The following is a 21,159-nucleotide window of genomic DNA, read 5'->3' as shown; positions in this document are numbered from 1 at the left end:
CCGAAAACCGAACGCCATGAGCCGGATCACCCAGCCCATTCACGATATCGCCACCGCGCTGGCCCTCCTGACGCGGATCCCGATCCGGGCGCGGTTCGACCGCACGGCGCAGGCCTCCTGGGCGTGGCCGCTGGTCGGTCTTCCCGTGGCGCTGCTGGCCTGGGCGCTCGGCATGGCCGCCCTGGCGACCGGGCTGCCCCCCACGGTCGCGGCGGGGGTCGTGCTGGCGGCGCAGATGGTCCTGACCGGCGCCATGCACGAGGATGGGCTGGCCGATTGCGCCGACGGCTTCTGGGGCGGGTTCGACCGCGACCGGCGGCTGGCGATCATGCGCGACAGCCAGGTGGGCAGCTACGGGGTTCTGGCGCTGATCCTGTCGCTGGGCCTGCGCTGGGCCGCGCTGGTTCCCCTGGTGGATCCCGGGCCGTGGCGGGCGGGTGCGGCGCTGCTCGCGGTGTCGCTCCTGTCGCGCGCGGCGATGCTGGGCGTCGCGGCCTCCCTGCCCCACGCCCGCGATGACGGGTTGTCGAAAACCACCGGCCGCCCCACGCCGCGCGCCGCCCTCGTCGGTATCGTCCTCGCTGTAGCAATCACGGTCGCCGCGCTCGGGGCCCCAGCCCTCGCCCCGATAGCGGCGGCAACCCTGGCGGCTGCGCTCGCGGCACTGATCGCCCGGGCCAAGATCGGCGGGCAGACGGGGGACGTCCTGGGCGCGACGCAGCAACTGGCCGAGCTCGCCGCGCTGGCCGCCCTCTGCGCGACGTTGCCCTAGGGGTCCAGTCGGCCCGGCACCAAACCAGTTCGCCGTGGCACATCGCGTCCCACCGCCGGAACGGTGCGCACACCCCTTGCATCACTGGTCCACAAATACTCACGCGCCCCTGCCTGACCCAGGCGCTGCGCCGGGGGGAACGCCCAACGAAAAAAGCCGCCCCCAAAGGCGCGGCTTCTTTCATTCGCCGGAAAGCTGGGATCAGGCGGCGGCCTTGCGGCTGGTCAGCACCGAATCGATCTGGTTCTGCGCCGCGGTCTCGTCATCGCCGGACACGGCGGCGAATTCGCGGGTCAGGCGCTCCAGCGCGGCTTCGTAGAGCTGACGCTCGGAATAGCTCTGCTCGCGCTGATCATCGGTGCGGTGCAGGTCGCGCACCACTTCGGCGATGGCGATCAGGTCGCCCGAGTTGATCTTCTGCTCGTATTCCTGGGCGCGGCGGGACCACATGGCCTTCTTCACCTTGGCCTTGCCCTTCAGCGTGGTCATCGCCTTGGTGACGACATCGGGGCTCGACAGCTGGCGCATGCCGACCTCGGACGCCTTGTGGGTGGGCACACGGAGGGTCATCTTGTCCTTCTCGAACGAGATGACGAACAACTCCAACTCGATCCCCGCGATTTCCTGCTTCTCGATGCTGACGATCTGGCCGACCCCGTGCGCGGGGTAGACGACGTATTCGTTCGGACGGAATTCAGGATTCTTGGATTTACTCATGTTCAGACATTTCCTTTGCAGGCCCCAGTTCAGCGATCGACACGGGAACCGGCGGGCAACACACAAAAACCACCAACCGGATCAACAAGCCAAAGGCATCCCCATCGGCCAAGGCCGACGATGAACGCCGTGTCACAATCGCATTGATCGAAGCATAGCATAAAATCGCACCCTGCGAAAGTGCGCGTGCCGCAGGGCAGCATTGACGATTCACGGCACAGGGACCGTGCCGGCCGGGCTGGGATCAGCCGCCTTCGCCCGGGTTGGGCGAGAACAGCTCCATCTTGCCGTCCTTGCCGTCCATCTCCTCGGCGGTGGGCAGAGGGTCCTTCTTGGTGATGATGACCGGCCAGATCTCGGAATACTTGCGGTTGAACTCGACCCATTTCTCGGCGTCGGGCTCGGTATCCGGCAGGATCGCGTCGGCGGGGCATTCCGGTTCGCAGACGCCGCAATCGATGCATTCATCGGGGTGGATCACCAGCATGTTCTCCCCCTCGTAGAAGCAATCCACGGGGCAGACTTCGACGCAGTCGGTGTATTTGCAGGCGATGCAATTGTCGTTGACGATATATGTCATGGGCGTCTCTCACGGCTGGTCGCGGGTGGTCTAGCCGCCCGGTCGGGATCATTCAAGCGTGCGCCCCAAACCTTGTGCGTTCATGTCGCGCCGGTCCTTCTTGGTGGGCCGCGCCCCCGGCCGCGGGGCCGCTTCGGGACGGGGCGGCACGGGCGGCGAGTGGTCCGCGTAAAGGGCCTGCGCCTCGGGCGCGGGACCGCGTCGCGTCCCGAGATCGCGCACCTCGATCACCCGGATCGCGCGCCCCTGGGCGAAGGTCAGCGTGTCGCCCACCCCCACCGAGGCCGAGGGTTTCGAAACGCGCACGCCGTTCACCCGCACGCCGCCCGCCGTCACCAGCTTGGCCGACAGCCCGCGCGTCTTGAAGAACCGCGCGAAGAACAGCCACTTGTCCAGCCGGATCGTCGGGCGCGGCTCCAAGCTACTTGTCGTCCTTCAGTCCCATGAGGGCCGCGGCAAAGGGATTGTCTGGATCGATGGCCTTCTCGCGCTTGGGTGGGCGGGCCTGGTGGGTCTGCGGCTTGCCGCCCTTCGCGGGCTTGCCGCCGCCCTTGCGCCGTCCGTCGCCCTTGCCCTTGGGCTTGCCCCCCTGGCCGCGGGGCCTGTTGCCCTGGCGGTTGGGGCGGTTGCCCCCCCAGGTGAAGGTGTAAAAGACCTCGGTCTCGGGCGCGGCGTCCGCCGTGTCGGCGTCCAGGCCGGCGCCATCGACATCCGCGTCGGTCGCAGCGGCGACAGCGTCGCCACCCTGTTTCACCGCGTCACCCGGCGTGTCGGTGGCGGGTTCCGGCGTCACCGGGTCGGTGCCGGCCTCCATGCTGGGCGCGCCGCCCGGGTCGGGCTGGGTCGGGACCTCGGCGGGTGGCGTGGCGGGGGCCTCGCCCGGGGTTTCCACGGGCGTCTCGTCCGGCGTGGCGGGCGGCGTCTCGGAGGGCGGATCGGCGGGCGTCTCGGCGGGCGCGTCGGGACGGTCGGGCGTATCGCTCGCGGCCTCGGCCGGGGCGGCTTTGACCTTCTCGCGCTCGCCGCGCTCGGCCTTGTAGCCCAACCCGCCCATCAGGTCGGCGAATTGCTCCAGCGTCATGCCGGTGATCGACAGCATGTCGGCCTTGGCCTCGAAACCGCCGCGGCTGTCCTCGCTGCGCAGCATGTCGGCCAGGCGTTCCAGCATGTCGATCCGGATGGCGCGGCTGCCGGCGGGGCGATAGCCGCTCATCAGGTGGGCACCCTCCTGCGCGTCGGGGTCGACCGGGATCGTCACCAGGCCCGGCGGCGGGCTTTCGGGGAAGCTGTCGAAGCCCTGCGACAACGACCACAGCACCAGCCGCAGGCGGGTGGGCGCGGGCTTCAGCAGCGCGGGCATGAAGATGGTGAACTGGCCGAATCGGACCCCGTGCTTGCGCAGCGCGCCGCGCGCGTCCTGGTCCAGGTCCTTGACCTCGCCCGCCACGCCGTCGCGCGCCAGGATGCCGAAGCCCTCGACCATGCGGAAGGCGAAACCGCGCGCCAGCCCGGTCAGCGCCTCGTCGTTCTTCATCGCCAGAAGCGGCTCGAACAGGGCCGCGATCTTGCGGTCGACGAAATGCTGAAGGCGACGCTGCACGCGTTCGGCCACGTCCGTCCCGGCCTCGTCGTCGACGAAGGCCTGAACGCCGGGCTTCAACGGGTCATCGCCCTTGACCAGCTTGCCCACGGCGGCGTCGCCCCACATGAGGCCACCCTGCTCGGTGAAGTCGATCTCGGTATCGGGGGCGTTGTAGAACCTGTCGGAGCGCAGGTGGAACTGCGGCGCCAGCGCGGCGGTCGCGGCCTGGCGCAGGGTCTTGGCCTCGTCCGGCGATGCGGATTGCGCCTGTCGGAAGCGGAATCCTTCGAGCCGCCCCAGGATCTGTCCTTCGACGGTCACTTCGCCGTTTTCGTTCACTTCGGCCAAAAGGCTCTCCTTCTGCTTGAGCCGGCGCAAAAGGACGCTTGTGCGCCGGTCCACGAATCTTTGGGTCAGACCCGCGTGAAGCGCGTCCGACAGGCGGTCTTCTACTGCGCGGGTCGCTTCGCGCCAATGTTTTTCGTCGTCGACCCATCCCTTGCGCTGCGCCACGTAAGTCCAGGTGCGGATATACGCCAGCCGCTTGGACAACGTGTCGATGTCGCCATCGGTTCGATCGATGCGCTTGACCTGCCGCGCCATCCAGTCGTCGGGCACGCGGCCGAGGTCGTGCAGGAAGCCGAAGATCCGCTCGAGCATGCCCGCGTGTTCGCCCGCGCTGATGCCGCGGAAATCGGGGATGCGGCAGACATCCCACAGAAGCTTCACGGCCTTGCCGCCGGCGCAGGCGTTGCGGATCTCGGGGATCGCGGATAGCCGCTTCAGCGCGGACAGGTCGTCGGCCTCGCGCGCGCGAGACAGGCGCGGATGATCGGCCCGCGCCTCCAGCGACGCGATCAGCGCCTCGGTCGAGCCGAATTGCAGCGCCGCGTTGCGCCAGTTCAGCACCTTCAAGGGCGCGAAACGATGGTTGGTGATCGCCTCGACCACGCCCTCGTCCAGCGGCCGCGCCTCGCCCGTCACGCCGAAGGTGCCGTCGGACATGTAGCGCCCGGCACGGCCCGCGATCTGGGCCAGCTCGTTCGGCATCAGGTCGCGCATGCGGCGCCCGTCGAACTTGCTGGTCGAGGAAAACGCCACGTGGTCGATATCGAGGTTCAGACCCATCCCGATGGCGTCGGTGGCGACCAGGTAGTCCACGTCGCCGTTCTGGTACATCTCGACCTGCGCGTTGCGCGTGCGCGGCGACAGCGCCCCCATGACCACGGCCGCGCCGCCCTTCTGGCGGCGGATGAGCTCGGCGATGGCGTAGACGTTGTCGACCGAGAACCCCACGATGGCCGAGCGCGGCCGCATCCGCGACAACTTGCGCGAACCGGAATAGATCAGAGTCGAAAACCGCTCGCGCTTCATGAATTGCGCGCCGGGCACCAGCTCGGCGATGGCGCCGCGCATGGTCTCGGCGCCCATGAACAGGGTCTCGTGGGTTCCGCGGGCCCGCAGCAGGCGGTCGGTGAAGACGTGCCCCCGCTCGGGGTCGGCGCAAAGCTGGATCTCGTCGATGGCGACGAAGTCGGCGCCCATGCCCTCGGGCATCGCCTCGACCGTGCAGACCCAGTACTGGGTGCGCTCGGGCACGATCCGCTCTTCGCCGGTGACAAGCGCCACGACCGACGGGCCCCGGATGGCGACGATCCGGTCGTAGACCTCGCGCGCCAGCAGCCGCAGCGGCAGGCCGATGATGCCGGTGCGGTATCCCAGCATCCGGTCGATGGCGTAATGGGTCTTGCCGGTATTCGTGGGGCCCAGGACCGCCGTGATCCGCCCTGTCTGCGATGTCATCGCGCGCCTTTCGCGGTGGCCGCCTGCCTGCCCCCTACTTGGCGTGCGCGGCGCGCGGGATCAACCCACCGGCAGGATTGTCCGGGACCAAGCCCGCACCTTAAAGGCCCGGCAGCCGGTCCAGCAGCCCGCGCCGCGAGAAACGTGCGCCCTCGGAGGTGCCGAAGGCATAGCTTGCGCCGATCTCGATGAAGATGTCGTCGGCGCTCGACCCCATCACGGTGGCATCGGTGACGCCCAGCTCGCCCGACAGCCGCAGCGAGTCGGTCACGGCATAGTCGATCCCGACGCCGACGCGGGTCAGCTCGGTGGCGCCATCGAAATCCGCGTGATCGAGCCCGAGCCCCATGAAGAGCTGCGGCTGCAACTCGTAATCGGCCTGCAGTCCAAGGACCGTAGCGTGGTCTCCGCGATACTCGGCCCAGCCCAGGTTCGCCTCGATATCGAACAGGGCGAAGCTGCGGCTGCCCTCGACGCCCAGCTCGTCCACGTTCGACGACAGCAGCTCTTCGTGGGTGTAATAGACCCCGACCGCCGTGGCCCAGTCGAGGTAGTAGATCCCGTGCAGGCCCAGCGAGACCTCGGACTGGTCGACGCGGTTGAACTCGAAATAGGAGGCATCGACCTGGACGCCGAAATCCGGCGTGAGGTCGAACTGGAAGCTGCCTTGGACCGCGGTCTTGCCGAAGCTGGTACTGCTGCTGGGTCCGATCAGGTCATCCTCGAACCGCGAGAACGACAGCGAAACGTCGCCACCGTGGAATTCCACGGCATGGGTTGCGGGGGCGGCGATCGCCAACGCGCACGCCAAGGCGCAAATCTTGCACGGTTTCATTATTTTCCCTGCTCAAGGATCGTTTATTCTTTGGCGATCCTTGTACAGTTTTTCCAAGTCTTGCGCAAATCCTTGGAAGCGAATTTCCGCCAATCCAAACGCGACCCGTCAGCCGGTCAGAGCGTCTGCCCCTCGGCAAGCAATTCGAGCCGGTCGATTGCGGCCTGCGCGTCGGTGTTGCCGGGATAGAGTTCGACCACCTCGCGCCAGGCCCGCAGCGCAAGGTCCGGCTGGTCGAGATCAGCCAAAATGATGCCCAACCCCGACAGCGCCCCGAAATGGCGCGGGTTCAGCGACAGCGTGGCCTCGAGATCGGACATGGCGAGGCCCAGGCGCCGCTGCTGGAAATACGCGGTGGCCCGCGCGTGGTAGCCTTCGGCGAAGTCGGGGGCGTGGTCCACCAGCGCGCTCAGATGCATCACGGCGGCTTTCAGGTTGCCCTCTTCCATCGCGTCGCGGCCGCGCGTCAGCAGCACGTCCATGGCGGGCGAGCCGGATTGCGACCACTCGGTCAGGATCTTGTCGGCGATCCGCTCGGCATCCGTGCCCTCGGCAGTTGCAAGCGCGGTGAAAAGATCATCGACCCCGTCCTGCGCGGCCGCGGGCAGCGCCAGCGAAATCATGAATGCCGCAACGGCAGATTTGAGTCTTTGCACGGCAACCTCCATATCTCGTCATTGAAAACTCTAGCGCATCGCGCGCCGAATGCACGGGTGCGATGGCTCACAACCAAGGGAGATTCCACCATGAGCGACGTCATCAACGCCGCGGTCGAGCAACTGAACGCCAAGGTCGGCGGATCCTATGACGGGTCGGCCAAGTTCGTGATCGAGGACGAGGGTTCGATCATGCTCGACGATGCGGGCGCCCGGGCCGCCGACGAGGATGCCGAAGTGACGATGACCGCCGACGCCGACACCTTCAAGGAGATCATGGATGGCGAGCTGGACCCCACCCAGGCCTTCATGACCGGCCGGCTGACCATCGACGGCGACATGGGCCAGGCGATGAAGCTGGCACAGGTCCTGTAAGGCCCGATGGAGCCCGCCCCCCTTTTCGACGACGTGGCCGACGCCCCCGCCGGGGGCATGGCCGAGTGGCGGCAGGCCGCGGACGGGCAACGCCTGCGGCTGGCCCACTGGCGCCCCGAGGACGCGCGCGGCACGGTCCTGATGCTGCCGGGCCGGACCGAGTATGTCGAGAAATACGGGCCTACGGCTACCGAGTTCGCCAAGGCCGACCTGGCCATGATCGCAATCGACTGGCGCGGACAGGGCCTGTCGGACCGCATGCTGGACGACCCCATGGGCGGCCACGTGATGCATTTCGCCGATTTCCAGCAGGATTTCGACGTGATGCTGCAGGCGGCGGCCGATCACGACCTGCCGAAGCCCTGGTACCTGCTAGGCCACTCCATGGGTGGCGCCATCGGACTGCGCGCGCTCAACCGTGGCGCGCCGGTGGCGCGTGCCGCGTTCTCCAGCCCCATGTGGGGGATCCAGATGTCGGCGTCGCTGCGCCCCATGGCCTGGGGGCTCAGCTGGGTGGCGCGGCGCGTGCGGATGGATCACACCTATGCGCCGGGCACCTCGGGCGCGTCCTACCCCAATGCCACGCCCTTCGACGGCAACATGCTGACCTGCGACCGCGACCAGTACGACTGGATGGCGCGGCAGGTGGAAAAACACCCCGAGCTCGGGCTGGGCGGCCCGTCGCTGCGCTGGCTGAACGAGGCTCTGGTGGAATGCCGGGCCTTGGCCGCGCTGGCCTCGCCCGACATCCCGTGCCTGACGGTCCTTGGCTCGGAAGAGATGATCGTCGATCCCGCGCGCATCCGCAGCCGCATGGATCGCTGGCCGAGCGGACGGCTGATGATGGTCGAGGGCGGACGCCACGAATGCATGATGGAAACGCCCGAGCGTCGCGACGCGGTGTTCGACGCGCTGAGGGCGCATTTCACGGCGGAGCGCTGAGGTCCCCGCCCCGTCGTGGCCTTCTGCGTCATTGCACAAACGTGTCGCGTGCAGGAAGGATCGGCTCATGGGCGCCCGGACGCCCAAAGCCAGGATTGCACCGCCATGAGCTGGGATCTCATCGTATTCGCCGCCGATACGTCCACGACGACCGGGCCATCGGGCGCCGCGCACCTGCCGGACGATTTCGAGCCGACCGTGATCGGCACCGCCGCCGACGTGCGGCGTGTCATCTCGGAAATCTTCCCTGACGCGGACTGGCGCGATCCCGGCTTGGGCACCCTCGACGGCGACGGCTTTTCCTTCGAGATCGCCCTGGAGCCCGAGGGCCCGGTCGCGTCATTCACGATAGTCACCCGCGGCGATGCCACGGGCGCGGCCGTGCTGCTCAAGGATCGGACGGGCTGGCAAATGATCGAAACCGGCGGCGGGAGCTGGCTGGGCGAGGCCCAGGCAGCCGAGGCCGGACGCGCAAAGGCCGCCGGCTACCTCGCCGACGCGGCAGGCCGCCATCGGCCATCGAAAGGCGAATCCCTCTTGTCGAGACTACTGTTCCGGCGCTGAGCTGTCGGCGCCGGACCCGCGGCGCTCAGGCCGCCGAGTATCCCGGGATCTCGTCGCCGCTGCTTTCGACCTCGATATTGGCGAAGGAGTGACGCAGCGCCACGGACCAGTCCGCCGACATCTTCTGGTAAACTTCGTCGTCGGCCTCGATCCGGCGCTGGCGGCTCACGCGGCAGCTGTCGGTTTCGATCACCACCAGGTCCAGGGGCATCCCCACCGACAGGTTCGACCGCAGGGTGGAATCCATCGACAGCAGGGCCGCCTTCTGCGCGTCGCCCAGGCTCGTCTCGGGCGTCACGACCCGGTCGAGAATCGGCTTCCCGTACTTGTGCTCACCGATCTGCAGGAACGGGGTGTCGGCCGTCGCCTCGATGAAGTTGCCCTCAGCATAGATCAGGAACATGCGCGGCTCGCCCCCGCGGCGTTGTCCCGCCACGATCATCGACGCGCGGGCCGATTGCGCCCGCTCGCCCAGCTTGTGGGCCACATTCGCGCTGACGGTCGACAAGGTGTCGCCCACCAGTTCAGCCACCTGCAACATCGTGCCGGCCGTCATGATCGAGGTCGCATCGGGATCGTCGATCGCCTCTTGCAGACGCGCGATCGTGGTCTGAGTGGTCGACAGCGACCCGGCGGTCATGATGGTGATGACCCGTTCGCCCGGTTCCTCGAAAGTGAACATCTTGCGGTAGGTCGAGATGTTGTCGATCCCCGCGTTGGTGCGTGTGTCGGACAGAAGGACCATGCCTTCGTTCAGAAGCAGGCCGACGCAATATGTCATGGTAAATAAGCTCGTTTTCGGCTTGCGGCCCGCCCAGAGGGGCCGCGTGGCAAGTGTATACGCCGTCACGCGACGCGGTGCGAGCAGCAACGCAGCGTTACGCCCCTCGGGTCCACGCGAAATGCGGACAAGTGACGCAAACGCGCATCATTGCTGTTGCTGCGCGGCCTCCTGCACCTTCACATCCACGTCCAGATGCTCGTCCCCGCCGCCCAGGGCCATGCCACGGATGGGTGCCGCAGCGACCGAGTCGAGCCCCGAGCCGACTCGGACGTATTTCTCGTCCGGGCAGCACCGGTTGGCCGCGTCGAATCCGACCCAGCCGATATCGTCCACCCAGATCTCGGCCCAGGCATGGCTCGCTTCGTGGGCCGCGCCGTCGCTCGACGCGTGAAGGTAGCCGGTGACATAGCGCCCGGGCATCCCGGCGGCGCGGGCCACGGCGATCAGGGCGTGAGTCTGGTCCTGGCAGACACCCTGCCCCAGCTCCAGCGCCTCGGCGGCCGTCGTCTCGGAACGGGTCGCGCCGGGCGTGTAGGGGATCGCGTCGCTGATCGCGTGGGCCAGCGCATGTGCCCGGTCCAGCGCGTTACTGATCCCGTCGACCGCGCCGGCCGACAGGTCGCGCAGGTCCTCGTTCAGCCGCGTCATGGGCGAGGCCCGCAAATAGGCCAGCGGCGGCACCTTCTCACGCAGCCCTTTGACGAAGCCGGTCAGGTCGCGGGTCTCGACCGTGCCGCTGACCGCGATGGTCACATCGCTGACGTGGCGCATGGACACCGTCTCGATCCAGTCGCCGGCGCCGTCGCGGAAGGCCGCGCCGCGCTGCGCGGTGTGGCCCTCGATATCGACGGACCAGGCCTCGACAGTCTGGCCCTCGAAGTCGGTGGGCCACAGGCGCAGGCTTTGCGTCAGCGAGACTTTCGGCGCGTCGAAGCGATACCGGGTGCGGTGGCTGATCTCGAGTCTCATCGTGCATCCCCGCTCAGGTAGGCGTCATGGACCGTGGCGCCCAGCCGGTTCACGTCGGCGATGATGCCGCGCAGGAACTGGTGCAGGCCGCGGTCGAAAATATCCTCGGTGTCGGTGGCCTCGAGCCTGGCGACCAGGTCGCGTGCCCGGGCCTGGGCATCGGTCTCGCGCCCATAGGCGCGGGCCAGGCGGTCCAGGTGCACGCGAACCCCGTCAGCCGCGTTGATCAGCGACCGGGGCGCCTGGCGGTTCAGCACCAGGAAATCCACGATCTTGCCGGCCGTCACGTCGCCGCCATAGACCCAGTGGAAGGCGCGCGTGGCGTTCATGGCGCGCAGCACCGTGCGCCACTGGTAGTTGTCCAGCCCCGAGCCGACGAAGCCGATATCGGGCAGCAGGACGTAGTATTTCACGTCCAGTATACGCGCGGTGCTGTCAGCCCGCTCCAGATGGTGCCCGATATTGGTGAAGTCGTAGCCGTCGTTGCGCAATTGCGTGGCCAGGCCCGCGCCACGGATCAGCGAACAGGCGCGCAGGGTCCAGTCGATCAGGTCGGTGGTCGACAGGTTCGATCTTTCGGTCCGGGCCATTTCGCCCAGCTCGGCATGGGCAGCATTCAGCGCTTCCCAGACCTGCGTGGTCAGCGCGGTGCGCACGATGCGCCCGTTCTCGCGCGCCGCCGACAGGCAGCTGGCCACCGATGAGGCGTTCTCGCGGTCGAAGAACAGGTGGGTTTCGACGTTGCGCTCGACCGCCTGGCCGTATTTCGCATCGAAGGCTTCCTTGGTGCCCGAGGCGAGAAGCACCGACTCCCACTCGTTTCGGTTGCCCCCGGCGGTGTCGGGCAGCATGGCGTTGCGCGCGCCGACTTCCAGCAGTCGGGCGTTGGTTTCGGCCCGCTCGATATAGCGGGCGATCCAGTAGAGGTTGTTCGCGGTTCTGCTCAGCATGATCTCAGTTCCCCGCGATGACCCAGGTGTCCTTGACCCCGCCGCCCTGCGACGAGTTCACCACCAGCGAGCCTTCCTTCAACGCGACCCGCGTCAGGCCGCCCGGCACAAGGTTCACCTCCTGCCCGACAAGGCAGTAGGGCCTCAGGTCCACGTGGCGCGGCGCGACGCCCTCGTCCACGAAGGTGGGACAGGCCGACAGGCTCAGCGTCGGCTGGGCGATGTAGTTGTCGGGGTTCTCGCGGATCTTGGTGGCGAAAAGCTCGATCTCGGACTTGGTGGATTTCGGCCCCACCAGCATTCCGTAGCCGCCCGAGCCATGGACCTCCTTCACCACCAGGTCGTCGAGGTTTTCCAGCACGTACTTGCAGTCATCCGCCTTGGCGCATTGCCACGTCGGCACGTTCTTGAGGATCGGCTCCTCGCCCAGGTAAAAGCGGACCATGTCCGGCACGTAGGTATAGACGGCCTTGTCGTCCGCCACGCCCGCGCCCGGTGCGCTGCAGATACTGACACCGCCCGAGCGATAGACGTTCATCAGGCCCGGGATGCCCAGCATGCTGTCGGGCCGGAAACACAGCGGGTCGATGAAGGCGTCGTCCAGGCGGCGATAGATCACGTCCACGCGCTTGGGGCCCTCGGTGGTGCGCATCCAGACGAATTCGCCCTCGACGAACAGGTCCTGCCCCTCGACCAGCTCGACCCCCATCATGTCGGCCAGGAAGCTGTGCTCGTAATAGGCCGAGTTGAAACTGCCGGGGGTCAGGATCACCACGCAGGGATCGCCCTCGCATTTTTTCGGCGCGACCGAGCGCAGGGTCCGCTTCAGCTGCGCCGGGTAGGTCTCGACCGGGGCGATGCGGTTCTCCTGGAACAGCGTGGGGAACATCCGCATCATGATCTCGCGGTTTTCCAGCATGTAGCTGACGCCCGACGGCGTGCGGCAATTGTCCTCCAGCACGAAGAACTCGTCCGGGCCGGTGCGCACCAGGTCGATGCCCACGATGTGGCTGAACACGCCGGCGGGCGGGGTGAAGCCCGCGACCGCGACCTCGTAGGCATCGTTCTGGTAGACCAGGTGCCCCGGGATGCGTCCGGCCCGCACCATTTCGCCGCGGTTGTACATGTCGCCGAGGAAGGCATTCAGCGCCCGCGCCCGCTGCTTGATGCCGCGGTCCAGCACGTCCCACTCGGCCGCCGAGAAGACGCGCGGGAACATGTCGAACGGGATCAGCCGGTCGGGGCTGCCCCCCTCGCCGTAGACGGCGAAGGTGATGCCGATACGCCGAAACAGCGCCTCCGCCTCGGATTGCTTCATGCCGCGCAGGTCGTCGGGCATGTCGCGCGCCCAGGCCTCGAGCCCGGCATAGGGCGCCCGCACGGCGCCGTTTTCGTACATTTCGTTAAAGCTGTCGGCCATCGGTCCCCCGGGCATTTGTTAACGACATCCTAGGTTGCGCGTCTGCAAGCGCAACCAATCGGCCGGGAAAGCGCTCGCCCGGTGGACACCTGCCCCTTTTTTGGGCACCTCGCGGCGCCCGACCCGAGGTCGGTCCGCGCCCCATCAAGCGTCGGCCCGACCGACGCAGGCGCCCCATCACCGAAGACCTTCGAACGTCACCCAGGCCCATCACTGGTCCGAAAATACTCATGGGACGACAGCGCCGCGTGCGGCGACGCCGAAGCCGCGCGCTCACTTGGCAGCCTCCCGTCCCGCCCTACACCAACCCCCATGGCCGAGTCGCTTCTGAGCTTCACCGATCGCGGGATCTATTGCGCCGCGGGCGATTTCTTCATCGACCCGTGGCGGCCGGTGGACCGCGCGCTCATCACCCACGGGCACGCGGACCACTCGCGCCCGGGCATGGGCCGATACCTCGCGACCGATGCCGCCGCGCCGGTGATGCGTCACCGCCTGGGCGATATCGCCATCGACACCATCGCATTCGGCGAACGGCGGCAGATCAACGATGTCACCGTGTCCTTCCACCCGGCCGGCCATGTCCCCGGCTCGGCCCAGATCCGGGTCGAGCATCGCGGCGAGGTCTGGGTCGTCTCGGGCGACTACAAGACCACGCCCGACGGCCTGTCCGAGCCGTTCGAGCCGGTGCGCTGCCATGCCTTCATATCCGAATGCACCTTCGGCCTGCCGGTGTTCAAATGGGCGCCCGAGGACGACGTGCGCGCCGAGTTGAACGACTGGTGGCGGCGGAACGCGGCCGATGGCAAGACCTCGATCATCGGGGCCTACGCGCTGGGCAAGGCGCAACGCCTGCTGACCAGCGTGGACCCCGGGATCGGCCCGATCCTGACCCACGGCGCGGTCGAGAATACCAATGCCGTCATGCGCCACCAGGGGATCGCCCTGCCCGACACGCTGCGCGTGACGCCGGACATGGACCCGAAGGCGCAGAAGGGCGCGCTGGTCGTCGCGCCGCCCTCGGCGCTCGGCACGCCATGGGCACGGCGGTTCGGGCCAAGCTCCACCGCCTTCGCCAGCGGCTGGATGGCCATGCGCGGCGTGCGGCGGCGGCGGGCGGCCGACCGGGGCTTCGTCATCTCGGATCACGCCGATTGGCCGGGTCTGAACGCGGCCATCGCCGAGACGGGGGCCGAGCGCATCTTCGTCACCCACGGATACACCTCGATCTTCCGGCGCTGGCTGGAAAGCCAGGGCTACGACGCCGCCATCGTCGAGACCGAGTACGAGGGCGAAAGCCTGGACGCCGCCGAGCCCGAGGACGCGGCATGAGCGGCTGGCCGACCTTCCGCAGCAAGACCGGGGCCGCGCGGTGAAACGCTTCGCAGCCCTTTTCACCGCGCTCGACCAGACGACGAAGACCAACGCCAAGGTCGACGCGCTCGCGGCCTATTTCACCGCGGCGCCCGAGGACGACAAGCTCTGGACCATCGCGCTGCTTTCCGGACGGCGCCCCAAGCGCACCGTCGTCGCCACGCGCCTGCGCGAATGGGCGGCCGACCGTGCGGGCCTGCCGCTGTGGCTGTTCGAGGAATGCTATCCCATCGTGGGCGACCTGGCCGAGACCATGGCGCTGATCCTGCCCGACGCCACCCGCGACAGCGACCGCAGCCTGACGCACTGGATCGGCGAGATCCGCGCGCTGGCCAGGCTGGACGACCCCGAGAAACGCGCCCGCATCCTCGACGCCTGGGACCAGCTGCCCAAGATCGAACGCTTCGTGTTCAACAAGCTCATCACCGGGGGCTTCCGCATGGGCGTGAGCCAAAAGCTGATGACCCGCGCGCTCAGCCGCGCCACCGGCATCGACGAGCCGGACCTCGCCCACCGCCTGATGGGCGACTGGCAACCCGACAGCACCAGCTTCGAGTCGCTGATCCTGACCCACGACCCCGAGGCGGACCTGTCGAAGCCTTATCCCTTCTACCTGGCCTACCAGCTCGACGGCGGCCCCGCGACGCTGGACGCCCCGCCCGGCAATTGGGCGGCTGAGCGCAAGTGGGACGGCATCCGCGGCCAGCTGATCCTGCGCGGCGGTAACCACTACCTGTGGTCGCGCGGCGAGGAGCTGATGACCGACCGCTTCCCCGAGCTCGCCCGCCTCATCGACCACGTTCCCCCAGGCACGGTGCTGGACGGCGAAGTCCTGGCGTGGAAGGACGGCGCGCCCCTGCCCTTCAACGCGCTGCAAAAGCGCATCGGCCGCAAGACGGTCCCCAAGGCGCTTCTGCGCGACGCGCCGGTGATCCTGTATGCCTACGACCTGCTGGAATGGGACGGGCAGGACATCCGCGCGCGGCCCTTCGACGACAGGCGCGCGCTGCTCGAAGACGTGGCGTCCGGGGTGCCGGACGACATGCCGCTTCGCCTGTCGCCGCTGGTGAGCTTCGACGACTGGGACCGGCTCGCCGCGATCCGCGACGGCTCGCGCGAGCACATGAGCGAGGGGATCATGCTGAAACGCCGCGACAGCCCCTATCGCGACGGGCGCAAGCGCGGCGACTGGTGGAAGTGGAAGGTGGATCCGCTGACCATCGACGCGGTGATGATCTATGCCCAGCAGGGCCACGGCCGCCGCGCCAACCTGTTCACCGATTTCACCTTCGCGGTCTGGGACGAAGATCAGCTGGTGCCCTTCACCAAGGCCTATTCCGGCCTGACGGATGCCGAGTTCCGCATTATCACCGCCTGGGTGCGCAAGAATACGCTCGAACGCTACGGCCCCGTGCGCCAGGTGACGCCGCAGCACGTGTTCGAGATCGCCTTCGAAGGGATACAGGAAAGCCCGCGCCACAAGTCGGGCGTCGCGCTGCGCTTTCCACGCATGAGCCGCTGGCGCCACGACAAGCCCCTGTCCGAGGCCAACACCCTGGCCGATCTGAAGGACATGCTGGCGGCATATGGCTGACGCCGCCCGGGCCGCTTCGCGCGTGCGGAGCGTCGCGACATGAGTATTTCCCGACCAGTGATGCAGGCCGCGTGCGGGGGCTGAACCGCCCATCGCGCCCCTGCCCCGCATCACTGGTCCGGAAATACTCGATCCGACGCTTTCCGCCGAAGCGCGGCCCTGTCATCACTGGTCCCCGAGTACCTTTGCGCAATTTCGCCGGCCACGCGCGGTCGGCCGTTCGGAACCTGCCCCCGCCGCCCGCGTGTTGGGACCGCAACACCGGACCCCGAAGGACACCCCATGGACGACGACAGCGACCTGCCCCACGCCACGCCCGACCGGGACTACGACACGATCGGCGAGAAGCCGGCCGGCGCCGCGCCGGTGCCCCGCCCGAAGGTGCCCGGCACCCTGCCCCCGCGCGGTGCCTGCGACGCGCATGTGCATATCCTCTCGGGCCGCGACGAGTTCGAGCTATGGGAAGGCCGGAGCGAGGATCCGCCGCCGGGGCGCGGGCTGGACGACTGGCTGGACCTGCTGAACGCGCATCTCAGCACGCTCGAGATCGACCGCGTCGTGCTGGTGCACTCGATCCTCTACGGCACCGACAATGCCGTGACGCTGGCCGCGCTGAAGCGGTTGGGCGACCGCGCGCGCGGCGTGGGCCTGGTGAGCGACGACGCGACGGCGGCCGAGCTCGACCGCCTCGCCGACGCGGGCGTGCGGGCCATCCGGTTGAACCACGTGCATGGCGGCGTGATCTCGTGGGCCGGCGTGCAGCGCCTGGCGCCGATGCTGGCCGAACGCGGGATGCACGTGCAGATGCTGCTGCACGCGCACCAGCACCTGGACGACCTGGCCGACGGCATCGCCGCGCTGCCCTGCCCGGTCGTGCTCGACCACCTGGCCTGGCCCGAACTGGGCAACGACCGCGGCCTCGACACGCTGGAGAGGCTCGTGGGCGACGGCCGCGCGGTGACCAAGCTCAGCGGCATCTACCGGTTCAGCGACGCGCCCTGGCACGCGGCCGACCCGCTCGTCGATCGGCTGGTGCAGGCGAACCCGGACGGGATCCTGTGGGGCTCGGACTGGCCGCATATCATGCTGAACGGCGCCCCCATGCCCGATGCCGGCATGCTGCTCGACGCCTTCTTCCGCGCCGTCACCGACAGCGACGCGCGGCAGAAGACGCTGGTGGACACCCCCGCACGGCTGTTCGGCTTCTAGCCGGGGCCTTCCACCCGGGCGTCGCGGCCCCTATGTCGAGGGGCAAGAGACATCCCAACAGGAGCCGCCATGCCCACCGCCACACCGCTTTTCGACGCCAACGCCTCGGCCGGGGGCCGCGACCTGGGCGATCTGCCCGAATGGGACCTGAGCGATCTCTACGCCGCGCCGGACGCGCCCGAGCTGAAGCGCGACATGGACTGGCTGGAAAAGGCCTGCGCGGATTTCGCGTCGGATTACCAGGGCAAGCTGGCCGATCTCGACGCCGCCGGCTGGCGCGACTGCATTGCCCGGTACGAGCGGATCGACATGGTCGGCGGGCGCATCATGTCCTACGCGGGCCTGCGCTATTACCAGCAGACCACCGACGCCGGACGCGCCGCGTTCCTGTCGGACTGCCAGGACAAGATCACCGGCTATACCACGCCGCTGGTGTTCTTCAGCCTCGAGGTGAACCGCATCCCGGACGAGACGCTGGACGCCGTATTCGAGGCGGATGCCGAGGTCGCCCGCTACAAGCCGGTGTTCGAGCGCCTGCGTGCCATGCGCCCCCACCAGCTGAGCGACGAGCTCGAGCAGTTCCTGCACGACCAGTCCGTCGTGGGCGCCACCGCCTGGAACAAGCTGTTCGACGAGACCATCTCGGGCCTCGAATTCGACGTGCAGGGCGAGGTGCTGGGCATCGAGTCGACGCTGAACCTTCTGACCGACCGCGACCGCGCCAAGCGCGAGGCCGCCGCGCGCGAGCTGGGGCGTGTCTTTTCGGCCAACGTGAAAACCTTCGCGCGCGTGCACAACACGCTGGTGAAGGAGAAGGAGGTCGAGGATCGCTGGCGCAAGATGCCCACGCCGCAGACCGGCCGTCACCTGGCCAACCACGTGGAGCCCGAGGTGGTCGAGGCGCTGCGCGACGCAGTGGTCGATGCCTACCCGCGTCTGTCGCACCGCTACTACGAGCTGAAGCGCAAGTGGCTGGGGCTCGACACCCTGCAGGTCTGGGACCGCAACGCACCCCTGCCGATGGAATCGGACCGGGTCGTCGACTGGCCGGCCGCGCGCGGCATGGTGATGGACGCCTACGCCGATTTCTCGCCCAAGCTGGCCGAGCTGGCCGAGCCGTTCTTCGACCGCGGCTGGATCGATGCCGCGGTGAAGCCCGGCAAGGCGCCCGGCGCCTTCGCCCACCCCACGGTCACCGACGCGCATCCCTACGTGATGCTGAACTACCTGGGAAAACCGCGTGACGTGATGACGCTCGCCCATGAGCTGGGGCACGGCGTGCACCAGCGCCTTGCCGCCGCGCAGGGCGAAATGCTGGCCTCCACGCCGCTGACGCTTGCCGAGACGGCCAGCGTCTTCGGCGAGATGCTGACCTTCCGCAAGCTGCTGGCGGGCGCCAAGGACAAGGCCGAGCGCAAGGTCCTGCTGGCCGGCAAGGTCGAGGACATGATCAACACCGTCGTCCGGCAGATCGCGTTCTACGATTTCGAGTGCAAGCTGCACGAGGCCCGCAAGGGCGGCGAGCTGACGCCCGATGCCATCAACGCCCTGTGGATGAGCGTGCAGGCCGAAAGCCTGGGGCCCGCGTTCGAGTTCATGGACGACTACCAGGTCTACTGGGCCTACATCCCGCACTTCGTCCACTCGCCCTTCTACGTCTACGCCTACGCGTTCGGCGACGGGCTGGTGAACGCGCTGTATGCCGCCTACGAGGACGCGCCCGAAGGCTTCCAGGACAAGTATTTCGAGATGCTGAAGGCCGGCGGATCGAAGCACCACAAGGAGCTTCTGGCGCCCTTCGGACTGGACGCGTCCGACCCGGCCTTCTGGCAAAAGGGCCTGTCGATGATCGAAGAGATGATCGACGAGCTGGAAACGATCGACGACTAACGCCGCGATCGTGTCCAAATGGCGCCATCTTGCGCGGGCAAACCCGGCCCAGACCCGAGTTTTCCCGCGCAAGGCCCGCCATGCTGTTCGACCCCATGCTCCTAGGTAATGCCGCCCTGTTCGCCGGCATTTTCGGAGCGAGCTTCCTCGATCTCGACGAACTGTTCGGCGCCGATGACGATGATGGCGCGACCGTGCCCGACGACGCGTCCGACACCGGCACGTGCGAAAGCCCGCTGTCGGTGGTCATGGGCACCTCGGGTGATGACCTGGTCGAGGAAACCGCGCCCGCAGCGCGGGAGTACGACATGGGCGACGGCAACGACACCGTGGATGCAAATATCGGTGACGACACGATCCGCGCCGGCGATGGCGACGACAGCGTCCTGGGCCGGTTGGGCGACGACGAAATCGACATGGGCGCCGGGGCGGACGTGGCCGAGGGCGGGTTCGGCGACGACCTGATCGTCGGCGGTGATGCTGTCGAGGATGGCAGCGACACGCTTTCGGGCGAATCGGGCGACGATACGCTCGTGGGTGGCGCAGGCGATGACGTGCTCAGGGGCGGCAAGGACAGCGACAGCCTTCAGGGCGACGCCGGCAACGACACGCTCGAAGGCGGCGAAGGCGCCGACCTGCTGGTGGGCGGTGACGGCGACGATTCGCTGAACGGAACCTACGGGACCAGCACGCTGTCGCAGACGGTGGCCGAGGACCTGTCCGATACGCTCGAAGGCGGCGCGGGCGACGACATCCTGCGCCTTGGCGCCGGCGATTTCGGCAGCGGCGGCGACGGGTCCGATACGTTCCTCATCGACGCGGCCATCCTCGACGCCGCACCGGGCGGCGCGGCCGACCCGACGGTGATCCGCGACTTCACCGCCGGGCTGGACCTGGTCGAGGTCGAGTACGAGGGCCGCACCGAACCCGACAGCGTCGTGGTCCAGTCGCGGGGCGACGGATCGGGGTCGGCCATCATCGTGGACGGCGTGACGGTCGCCTTCGTCGAAGGCGACGCCGTCCTGACGCCCGCCCAGATCCGCCTGGTTCAGGCGCCCTGATCCACCTTGCCGGCCAGCGCGGCATCGAGCATCGCCTGCGTGCCGCGCGCATCCTCCAGCGTCCACGCGTAGGGCGCACCCTCGCGCAGGGTGCGGCAATAGGCTTCGACCTGCAGGACGTACTGGTTCACCTCCGGAAAGCGGATGGTCCGGCGTTCGGTGCCCGACGGCTCGATGCAAATCTCGGCCTGGTCGTAGGCGCCGGCGTTGAAGGGGGCCTTCATGGTGATCGTGCCGGTGGTGCCATGGAAACTCACGTGCTGGTAGCGCGCCATGCGCATCGAAACCATCGACTGGAAGCCGAACCCGGGGAAGCGCGCGTCGATCCGGGCCACGGTATCGAAATCGGATTCCATGGTCAGGTGCGCGCTCAGCTCGGACGGCTCCTGCCCCGTGGCCAGGCGCGCGCAGCCCATGGCGTAGACGCCGATGTCGCGGATGCCGCCGCCGCCCATCCCGGGCTGGTTGCGCACGTTCTCGGGCTTGTCGGCGTTGTTGTAGCAGAACACCGCGTTCACGTGGCGCAGATCGCCGATGGAGCCGTCCGCGAGCAACTCGCGCACCATCTTCCACTGCGGGTGGTGGGCGATCATGTAGGCCTCGGTCGCCATCAGCCCCGACTCGTCGCGCGCGGCGATCAGGTCGTCGTACTGATCGGCGGTCATCGCCATGGGCTTTTCGCACAGCACGTGCTTGCCCGCCGCCAGCGCCTTCAGCGACCATTCCACATGCAGGTGGTTGGGCAGCGGGATGTAGACCGCGTCGATTTTGTCCGAGGCCAGCAGCGCGTCGTAGCTGTCGAACACGTCAAGATCGGGCTCGATCCCCTGGAACGGCGCGGCCTTGTCGGCCGAGCGCGTGGCCAGCCCCGCCAGCCGCGCGCCCCGCGCCGCGTGGATGGCCGGTGCCATTTGCGACAGCGCGAAGCTCGACGCGCCGAGAATCCCGAAGTTTACCGTTTTCATGGTCGGTCCCCCTATCCTGTTTCGCGCCGACCCTAGGGGGCATCGCCGGCAGTGTCAGCGGCAAACGCGAAGGGCCGGAGCCGCTGATCAAGCGGCCCCGGCCCTTTCACCGTGTCA

20 protein-coding genes are annotated in these 21,159 nt (G+C 68.0%); 9 read left to right on the top strand and 11 right to left on the bottom strand.

Annotation, left to right across the window (positions count from 1 at the left end; genetic code table 11):
• Positions 1-16: 16 nt before the first annotated feature.
• Positions 17-772, top strand: a complete 756-nt coding sequence (gene cobS, locus BUB76_RS13055; protein ID WP_073129232.1) for an adenosylcobinamide-GDP ribazoletransferase — start codon at positions 17-19, stop codon at positions 770-772.
• 201 nt (positions 773-973) lie between these two features.
• Here cobS and BUB76_RS13050 read toward each other — a convergent pair whose 3' ends face one another.
• From BUB76_RS13050 to BUB76_RS13025, 6 genes are all read right to left on the bottom strand, one after another.
• A complete protein-coding gene (locus BUB76_RS13050; RefSeq protein WP_073129231.1) occupies positions 974-1,489 on the bottom strand; it encodes a CarD family transcriptional regulator in 516 nt (171 codons plus the stop codon).
• Positions 1,490-1,733: 244 nt separating this feature from the next.
• A complete protein-coding gene (fdxA, locus tag BUB76_RS13045) occupies positions 1,734-2,069 on the bottom strand; it encodes a ferredoxin FdxA (protein ID WP_073129230.1) in 336 nt (111 codons plus the stop codon).
• Between the two features lie 48 nt (positions 2,070-2,117).
• Positions 2,118-2,489 carry an RNA-binding S4 domain-containing protein gene (locus tag BUB76_RS13040; protein ID WP_073129229.1) on the bottom strand — a complete coding sequence of 124 codons (372 nt, stop codon included), beginning with the start codon at positions 2,487-2,489 and terminating at the stop codon, positions 2,118-2,120.
• Position 2,490: 1 nt separating this feature from the next.
• Positions 2,491-5,454, bottom strand: coding sequence for a helicase-related protein (locus BUB76_RS13035; RefSeq protein WP_073129228.1), 2,964 nt, complete (start codon positions 5,452-5,454; stop codon positions 2,491-2,493).
• Positions 5,455-5,554: 100 nt separating this feature from the next.
• A complete protein-coding gene (locus BUB76_RS13030) occupies positions 5,555-6,289 on the bottom strand; it encodes an outer membrane beta-barrel protein (RefSeq protein WP_505806015.1) in 735 nt (244 codons plus the stop codon).
• A gap of 116 nt (positions 6,290-6,405) precedes the next feature.
• Complete coding sequence (locus BUB76_RS13025; protein WP_084140660.1) at positions 6,406-6,945, bottom strand: tetratricopeptide repeat protein; 540 nt, start codon at positions 6,943-6,945, stop codon at positions 6,406-6,408.
• A gap of 90 nt (positions 6,946-7,035) precedes the next feature.
• Between BUB76_RS13025 and BUB76_RS13020 the strand changes: the two genes are divergently transcribed.
• The 3 genes from BUB76_RS13020 to BUB76_RS13010 all read left to right on the top strand — a co-directional run bounded on the left by BUB76_RS13020 (position 7,036) and on the right by BUB76_RS13010 (position 8,826).
• Complete coding sequence (locus tag BUB76_RS13020; protein WP_073129225.1) at positions 7,036-7,320, top strand: SCP2 sterol-binding domain-containing protein; 285 nt, start codon at positions 7,036-7,038, stop codon at positions 7,318-7,320.
• Positions 7,321-7,326: 6 nt separating this feature from the next.
• Positions 7,327-8,262, top strand: a complete 936-nt coding sequence (locus BUB76_RS13015) for an alpha/beta fold hydrolase (protein WP_073129224.1) — start codon at positions 7,327-7,329, stop codon at positions 8,260-8,262.
• A gap of 105 nt (positions 8,263-8,367) precedes the next feature.
• On the top strand, positions 8,368-8,826 hold the full coding sequence (locus tag BUB76_RS13010; protein WP_073129223.1) for a hypothetical protein: 459 nt from the start codon (positions 8,368-8,370) through the stop codon (positions 8,824-8,826).
• Between the two features lie 25 nt (positions 8,827-8,851).
• Here BUB76_RS13010 and BUB76_RS13005 read toward each other — a convergent pair whose 3' ends face one another.
• From BUB76_RS13005 to BUB76_RS12990, 4 genes are all read right to left on the bottom strand, one after another.
• Positions 8,852-9,607: a proteasome-type protease gene (locus BUB76_RS13005; protein ID WP_073129222.1), complete on the bottom strand. Its 756-nt coding sequence runs from the start codon at positions 9,605-9,607 to the stop codon at positions 8,852-8,854.
• A gap of 147 nt (positions 9,608-9,754) precedes the next feature.
• Positions 9,755-10,579, bottom strand: coding sequence for a transglutaminase family protein (locus tag BUB76_RS13000; protein ID WP_073129221.1), 825 nt, complete (start codon positions 10,577-10,579; stop codon positions 9,755-9,757).
• Positions 10,576-11,529 (bottom strand): alpha-E domain-containing protein, encoded by a 954-nt coding sequence (locus BUB76_RS12995; protein WP_073129220.1) that lies wholly within the window; start codon positions 11,527-11,529, stop codon positions 10,576-10,578. The genes BUB76_RS13000 and BUB76_RS12995 overlap by 4 nt, the downstream gene beginning before the upstream one ends.
• A gap of 4 nt (positions 11,530-11,533) precedes the next feature.
• Positions 11,534-12,949 carry a circularly permuted type 2 ATP-grasp protein gene (locus BUB76_RS12990; protein WP_073129219.1) on the bottom strand — a complete coding sequence of 472 codons (1,416 nt, stop codon included), beginning with the start codon at positions 12,947-12,949 and terminating at the stop codon, positions 11,534-11,536.
• Positions 12,950-13,261: 312 nt separating this feature from the next.
• Here BUB76_RS12990 and BUB76_RS12985 point away from each other — a divergent pair, with 312 nt between their 5' ends.
• The 5 genes from BUB76_RS12985 to BUB76_RS12965 all read left to right on the top strand — a co-directional run bounded on the left by BUB76_RS12985 (position 13,262) and on the right by BUB76_RS12965 (position 20,077).
• Positions 13,262-14,281, top strand: coding sequence for a ligase-associated DNA damage response exonuclease (locus BUB76_RS12985; RefSeq protein WP_073129218.1), 1,020 nt, complete (start codon positions 13,262-13,264; stop codon positions 14,279-14,281).
• A 40-nt stretch (positions 14,282-14,321) separates the two neighbouring features.
• Positions 14,322-15,917, top strand: coding sequence for an ATP-dependent DNA ligase (locus BUB76_RS12980; protein WP_073129217.1), 1,596 nt, complete (start codon positions 14,322-14,324; stop codon positions 15,915-15,917).
• 282 nt (positions 15,918-16,199) lie between these two features.
• Entirely contained in the window at positions 16,200-17,126 is a 927-nt protein-coding gene (locus BUB76_RS12975; protein ID WP_084140655.1) for an amidohydrolase family protein, read from the top strand.
• Positions 17,127-17,195: 69 nt separating this feature from the next.
• Positions 17,196-19,016, top strand: coding sequence for a M3 family oligoendopeptidase (locus BUB76_RS12970; protein ID WP_073129216.1), 1,821 nt, complete (start codon positions 17,196-17,198; stop codon positions 19,014-19,016).
• An 80-nt stretch (positions 19,017-19,096) separates the two neighbouring features.
• Positions 19,097-20,077, top strand: coding sequence for a calcium-binding protein (locus tag BUB76_RS12965; RefSeq protein ID WP_073129215.1), 981 nt, complete (start codon positions 19,097-19,099; stop codon positions 20,075-20,077).
• Here the strand turns inward: BUB76_RS12965 and BUB76_RS12960 are convergent.
• Positions 20,065-21,042, bottom strand: coding sequence for a Gfo/Idh/MocA family protein (locus BUB76_RS12960; RefSeq protein ID WP_073129214.1), 978 nt, complete (start codon positions 21,040-21,042; stop codon positions 20,065-20,067). The genes BUB76_RS12965 and BUB76_RS12960 overlap by 13 nt on opposite strands.
• Positions 21,043-21,159 lie beyond the last annotated feature (117 nt).

Origin of the sequence: Palleronia salina, from assembly GCF_900141995.1 — a bacterium.
Classification (GTDB): Bacteria; Pseudomonadota; Alphaproteobacteria; order Rhodobacterales; family Rhodobacteraceae; genus Palleronia; species Palleronia salina.
Note: the sequence above shows the minus strand (reverse complement) of the source record. Positions and strands in the feature narration are given on the sequence as shown.

What these genes read in the sequence shown, in the direction of transcription:
- BUB76_RS12975 (WP_084140655.1), top strand. Translation starts at nt 16,200, where the DNA reads ATGGACGACGACAGCGACCTGCCCCACGCCACGCCCGACCGGGACTAC.
- BUB76_RS12985 (WP_073129218.1), top strand. Translation starts at nt 13,262, where the DNA reads ATGGCCGAGTCGCTTCTGAGCTTCACCGATCGCGGGATCTATTGCGCC.
- BUB76_RS13015 (WP_073129224.1), top strand. Translation starts at nt 7,327, where the DNA reads ATGGAGCCCGCCCCCCTTTTCGACGACGTGGCCGACGCCCCCGCCGGG.
- BUB76_RS13005 (WP_073129222.1), bottom strand. Translation starts at nt 9,607, where the DNA reads ATGACATATTGCGTCGGCCTGCTTCTGAACGAAGGCATGGTCCTTCTG.
- BUB76_RS12970 (WP_073129216.1), top strand. Translation starts at nt 17,196, where the DNA reads ATGCCCACCGCCACACCGCTTTTCGACGCCAACGCCTCGGCCGGGGGC.
- BUB76_RS13035 (WP_073129228.1), bottom strand. Translation starts at nt 5,454, where the DNA reads ATGACATCGCAGACAGGGCGGATCACGGCGGTCCTGGGCCCCACGAAT.
- BUB76_RS13020 (WP_073129225.1), top strand. Translation starts at nt 7,036, where the DNA reads ATGAGCGACGTCATCAACGCCGCGGTCGAGCAACTGAACGCCAAGGTC.
- BUB76_RS13010 (WP_073129223.1), top strand. Translation starts at nt 8,368, where the DNA reads ATGAGCTGGGATCTCATCGTATTCGCCGCCGATACGTCCACGACGACC.
- BUB76_RS13000 (WP_073129221.1), bottom strand. Translation starts at nt 10,579, where the DNA reads ATGAGACTCGAGATCAGCCACCGCACCCGGTATCGCTTCGACGCGCCG.
- cobS (WP_073129232.1), top strand. Translation starts at nt 17, where the DNA reads ATGAGCCGGATCACCCAGCCCATTCACGATATCGCCACCGCGCTGGCC.
- BUB76_RS12965 (WP_073129215.1), top strand. Translation starts at nt 19,097, where the DNA reads ATGCTGTTCGACCCCATGCTCCTAGGTAATGCCGCCCTGTTCGCCGGC.
- BUB76_RS12960 (WP_073129214.1), bottom strand. Translation starts at nt 21,042, where the DNA reads ATGAAAACGGTAAACTTCGGGATTCTCGGCGCGTCGAGCTTCGCGCTG.
- BUB76_RS12990 (WP_073129219.1), bottom strand. Translation starts at nt 12,949, where the DNA reads ATGGCCGACAGCTTTAACGAAATGTACGAAAACGGCGCCGTGCGGGCG.
- BUB76_RS12995 (WP_073129220.1), bottom strand. Translation starts at nt 11,529, where the DNA reads ATGCTGAGCAGAACCGCGAACAACCTCTACTGGATCGCCCGCTATATC.
- BUB76_RS13030 (WP_505806015.1), bottom strand. Translation starts at nt 6,289, where the DNA reads ATGAAACCGTGCAAGATTTGCGCCTTGGCGTGCGCGTTGGCGATCGCC.
- fdxA (WP_073129230.1), bottom strand. Translation starts at nt 2,069, where the DNA reads ATGACATATATCGTCAACGACAATTGCATCGCCTGCAAATACACCGAC.
- BUB76_RS13050 (WP_073129231.1), bottom strand. Translation starts at nt 1,489, where the DNA reads ATGAGTAAATCCAAGAATCCTGAATTCCGTCCGAACGAATACGTCGTC.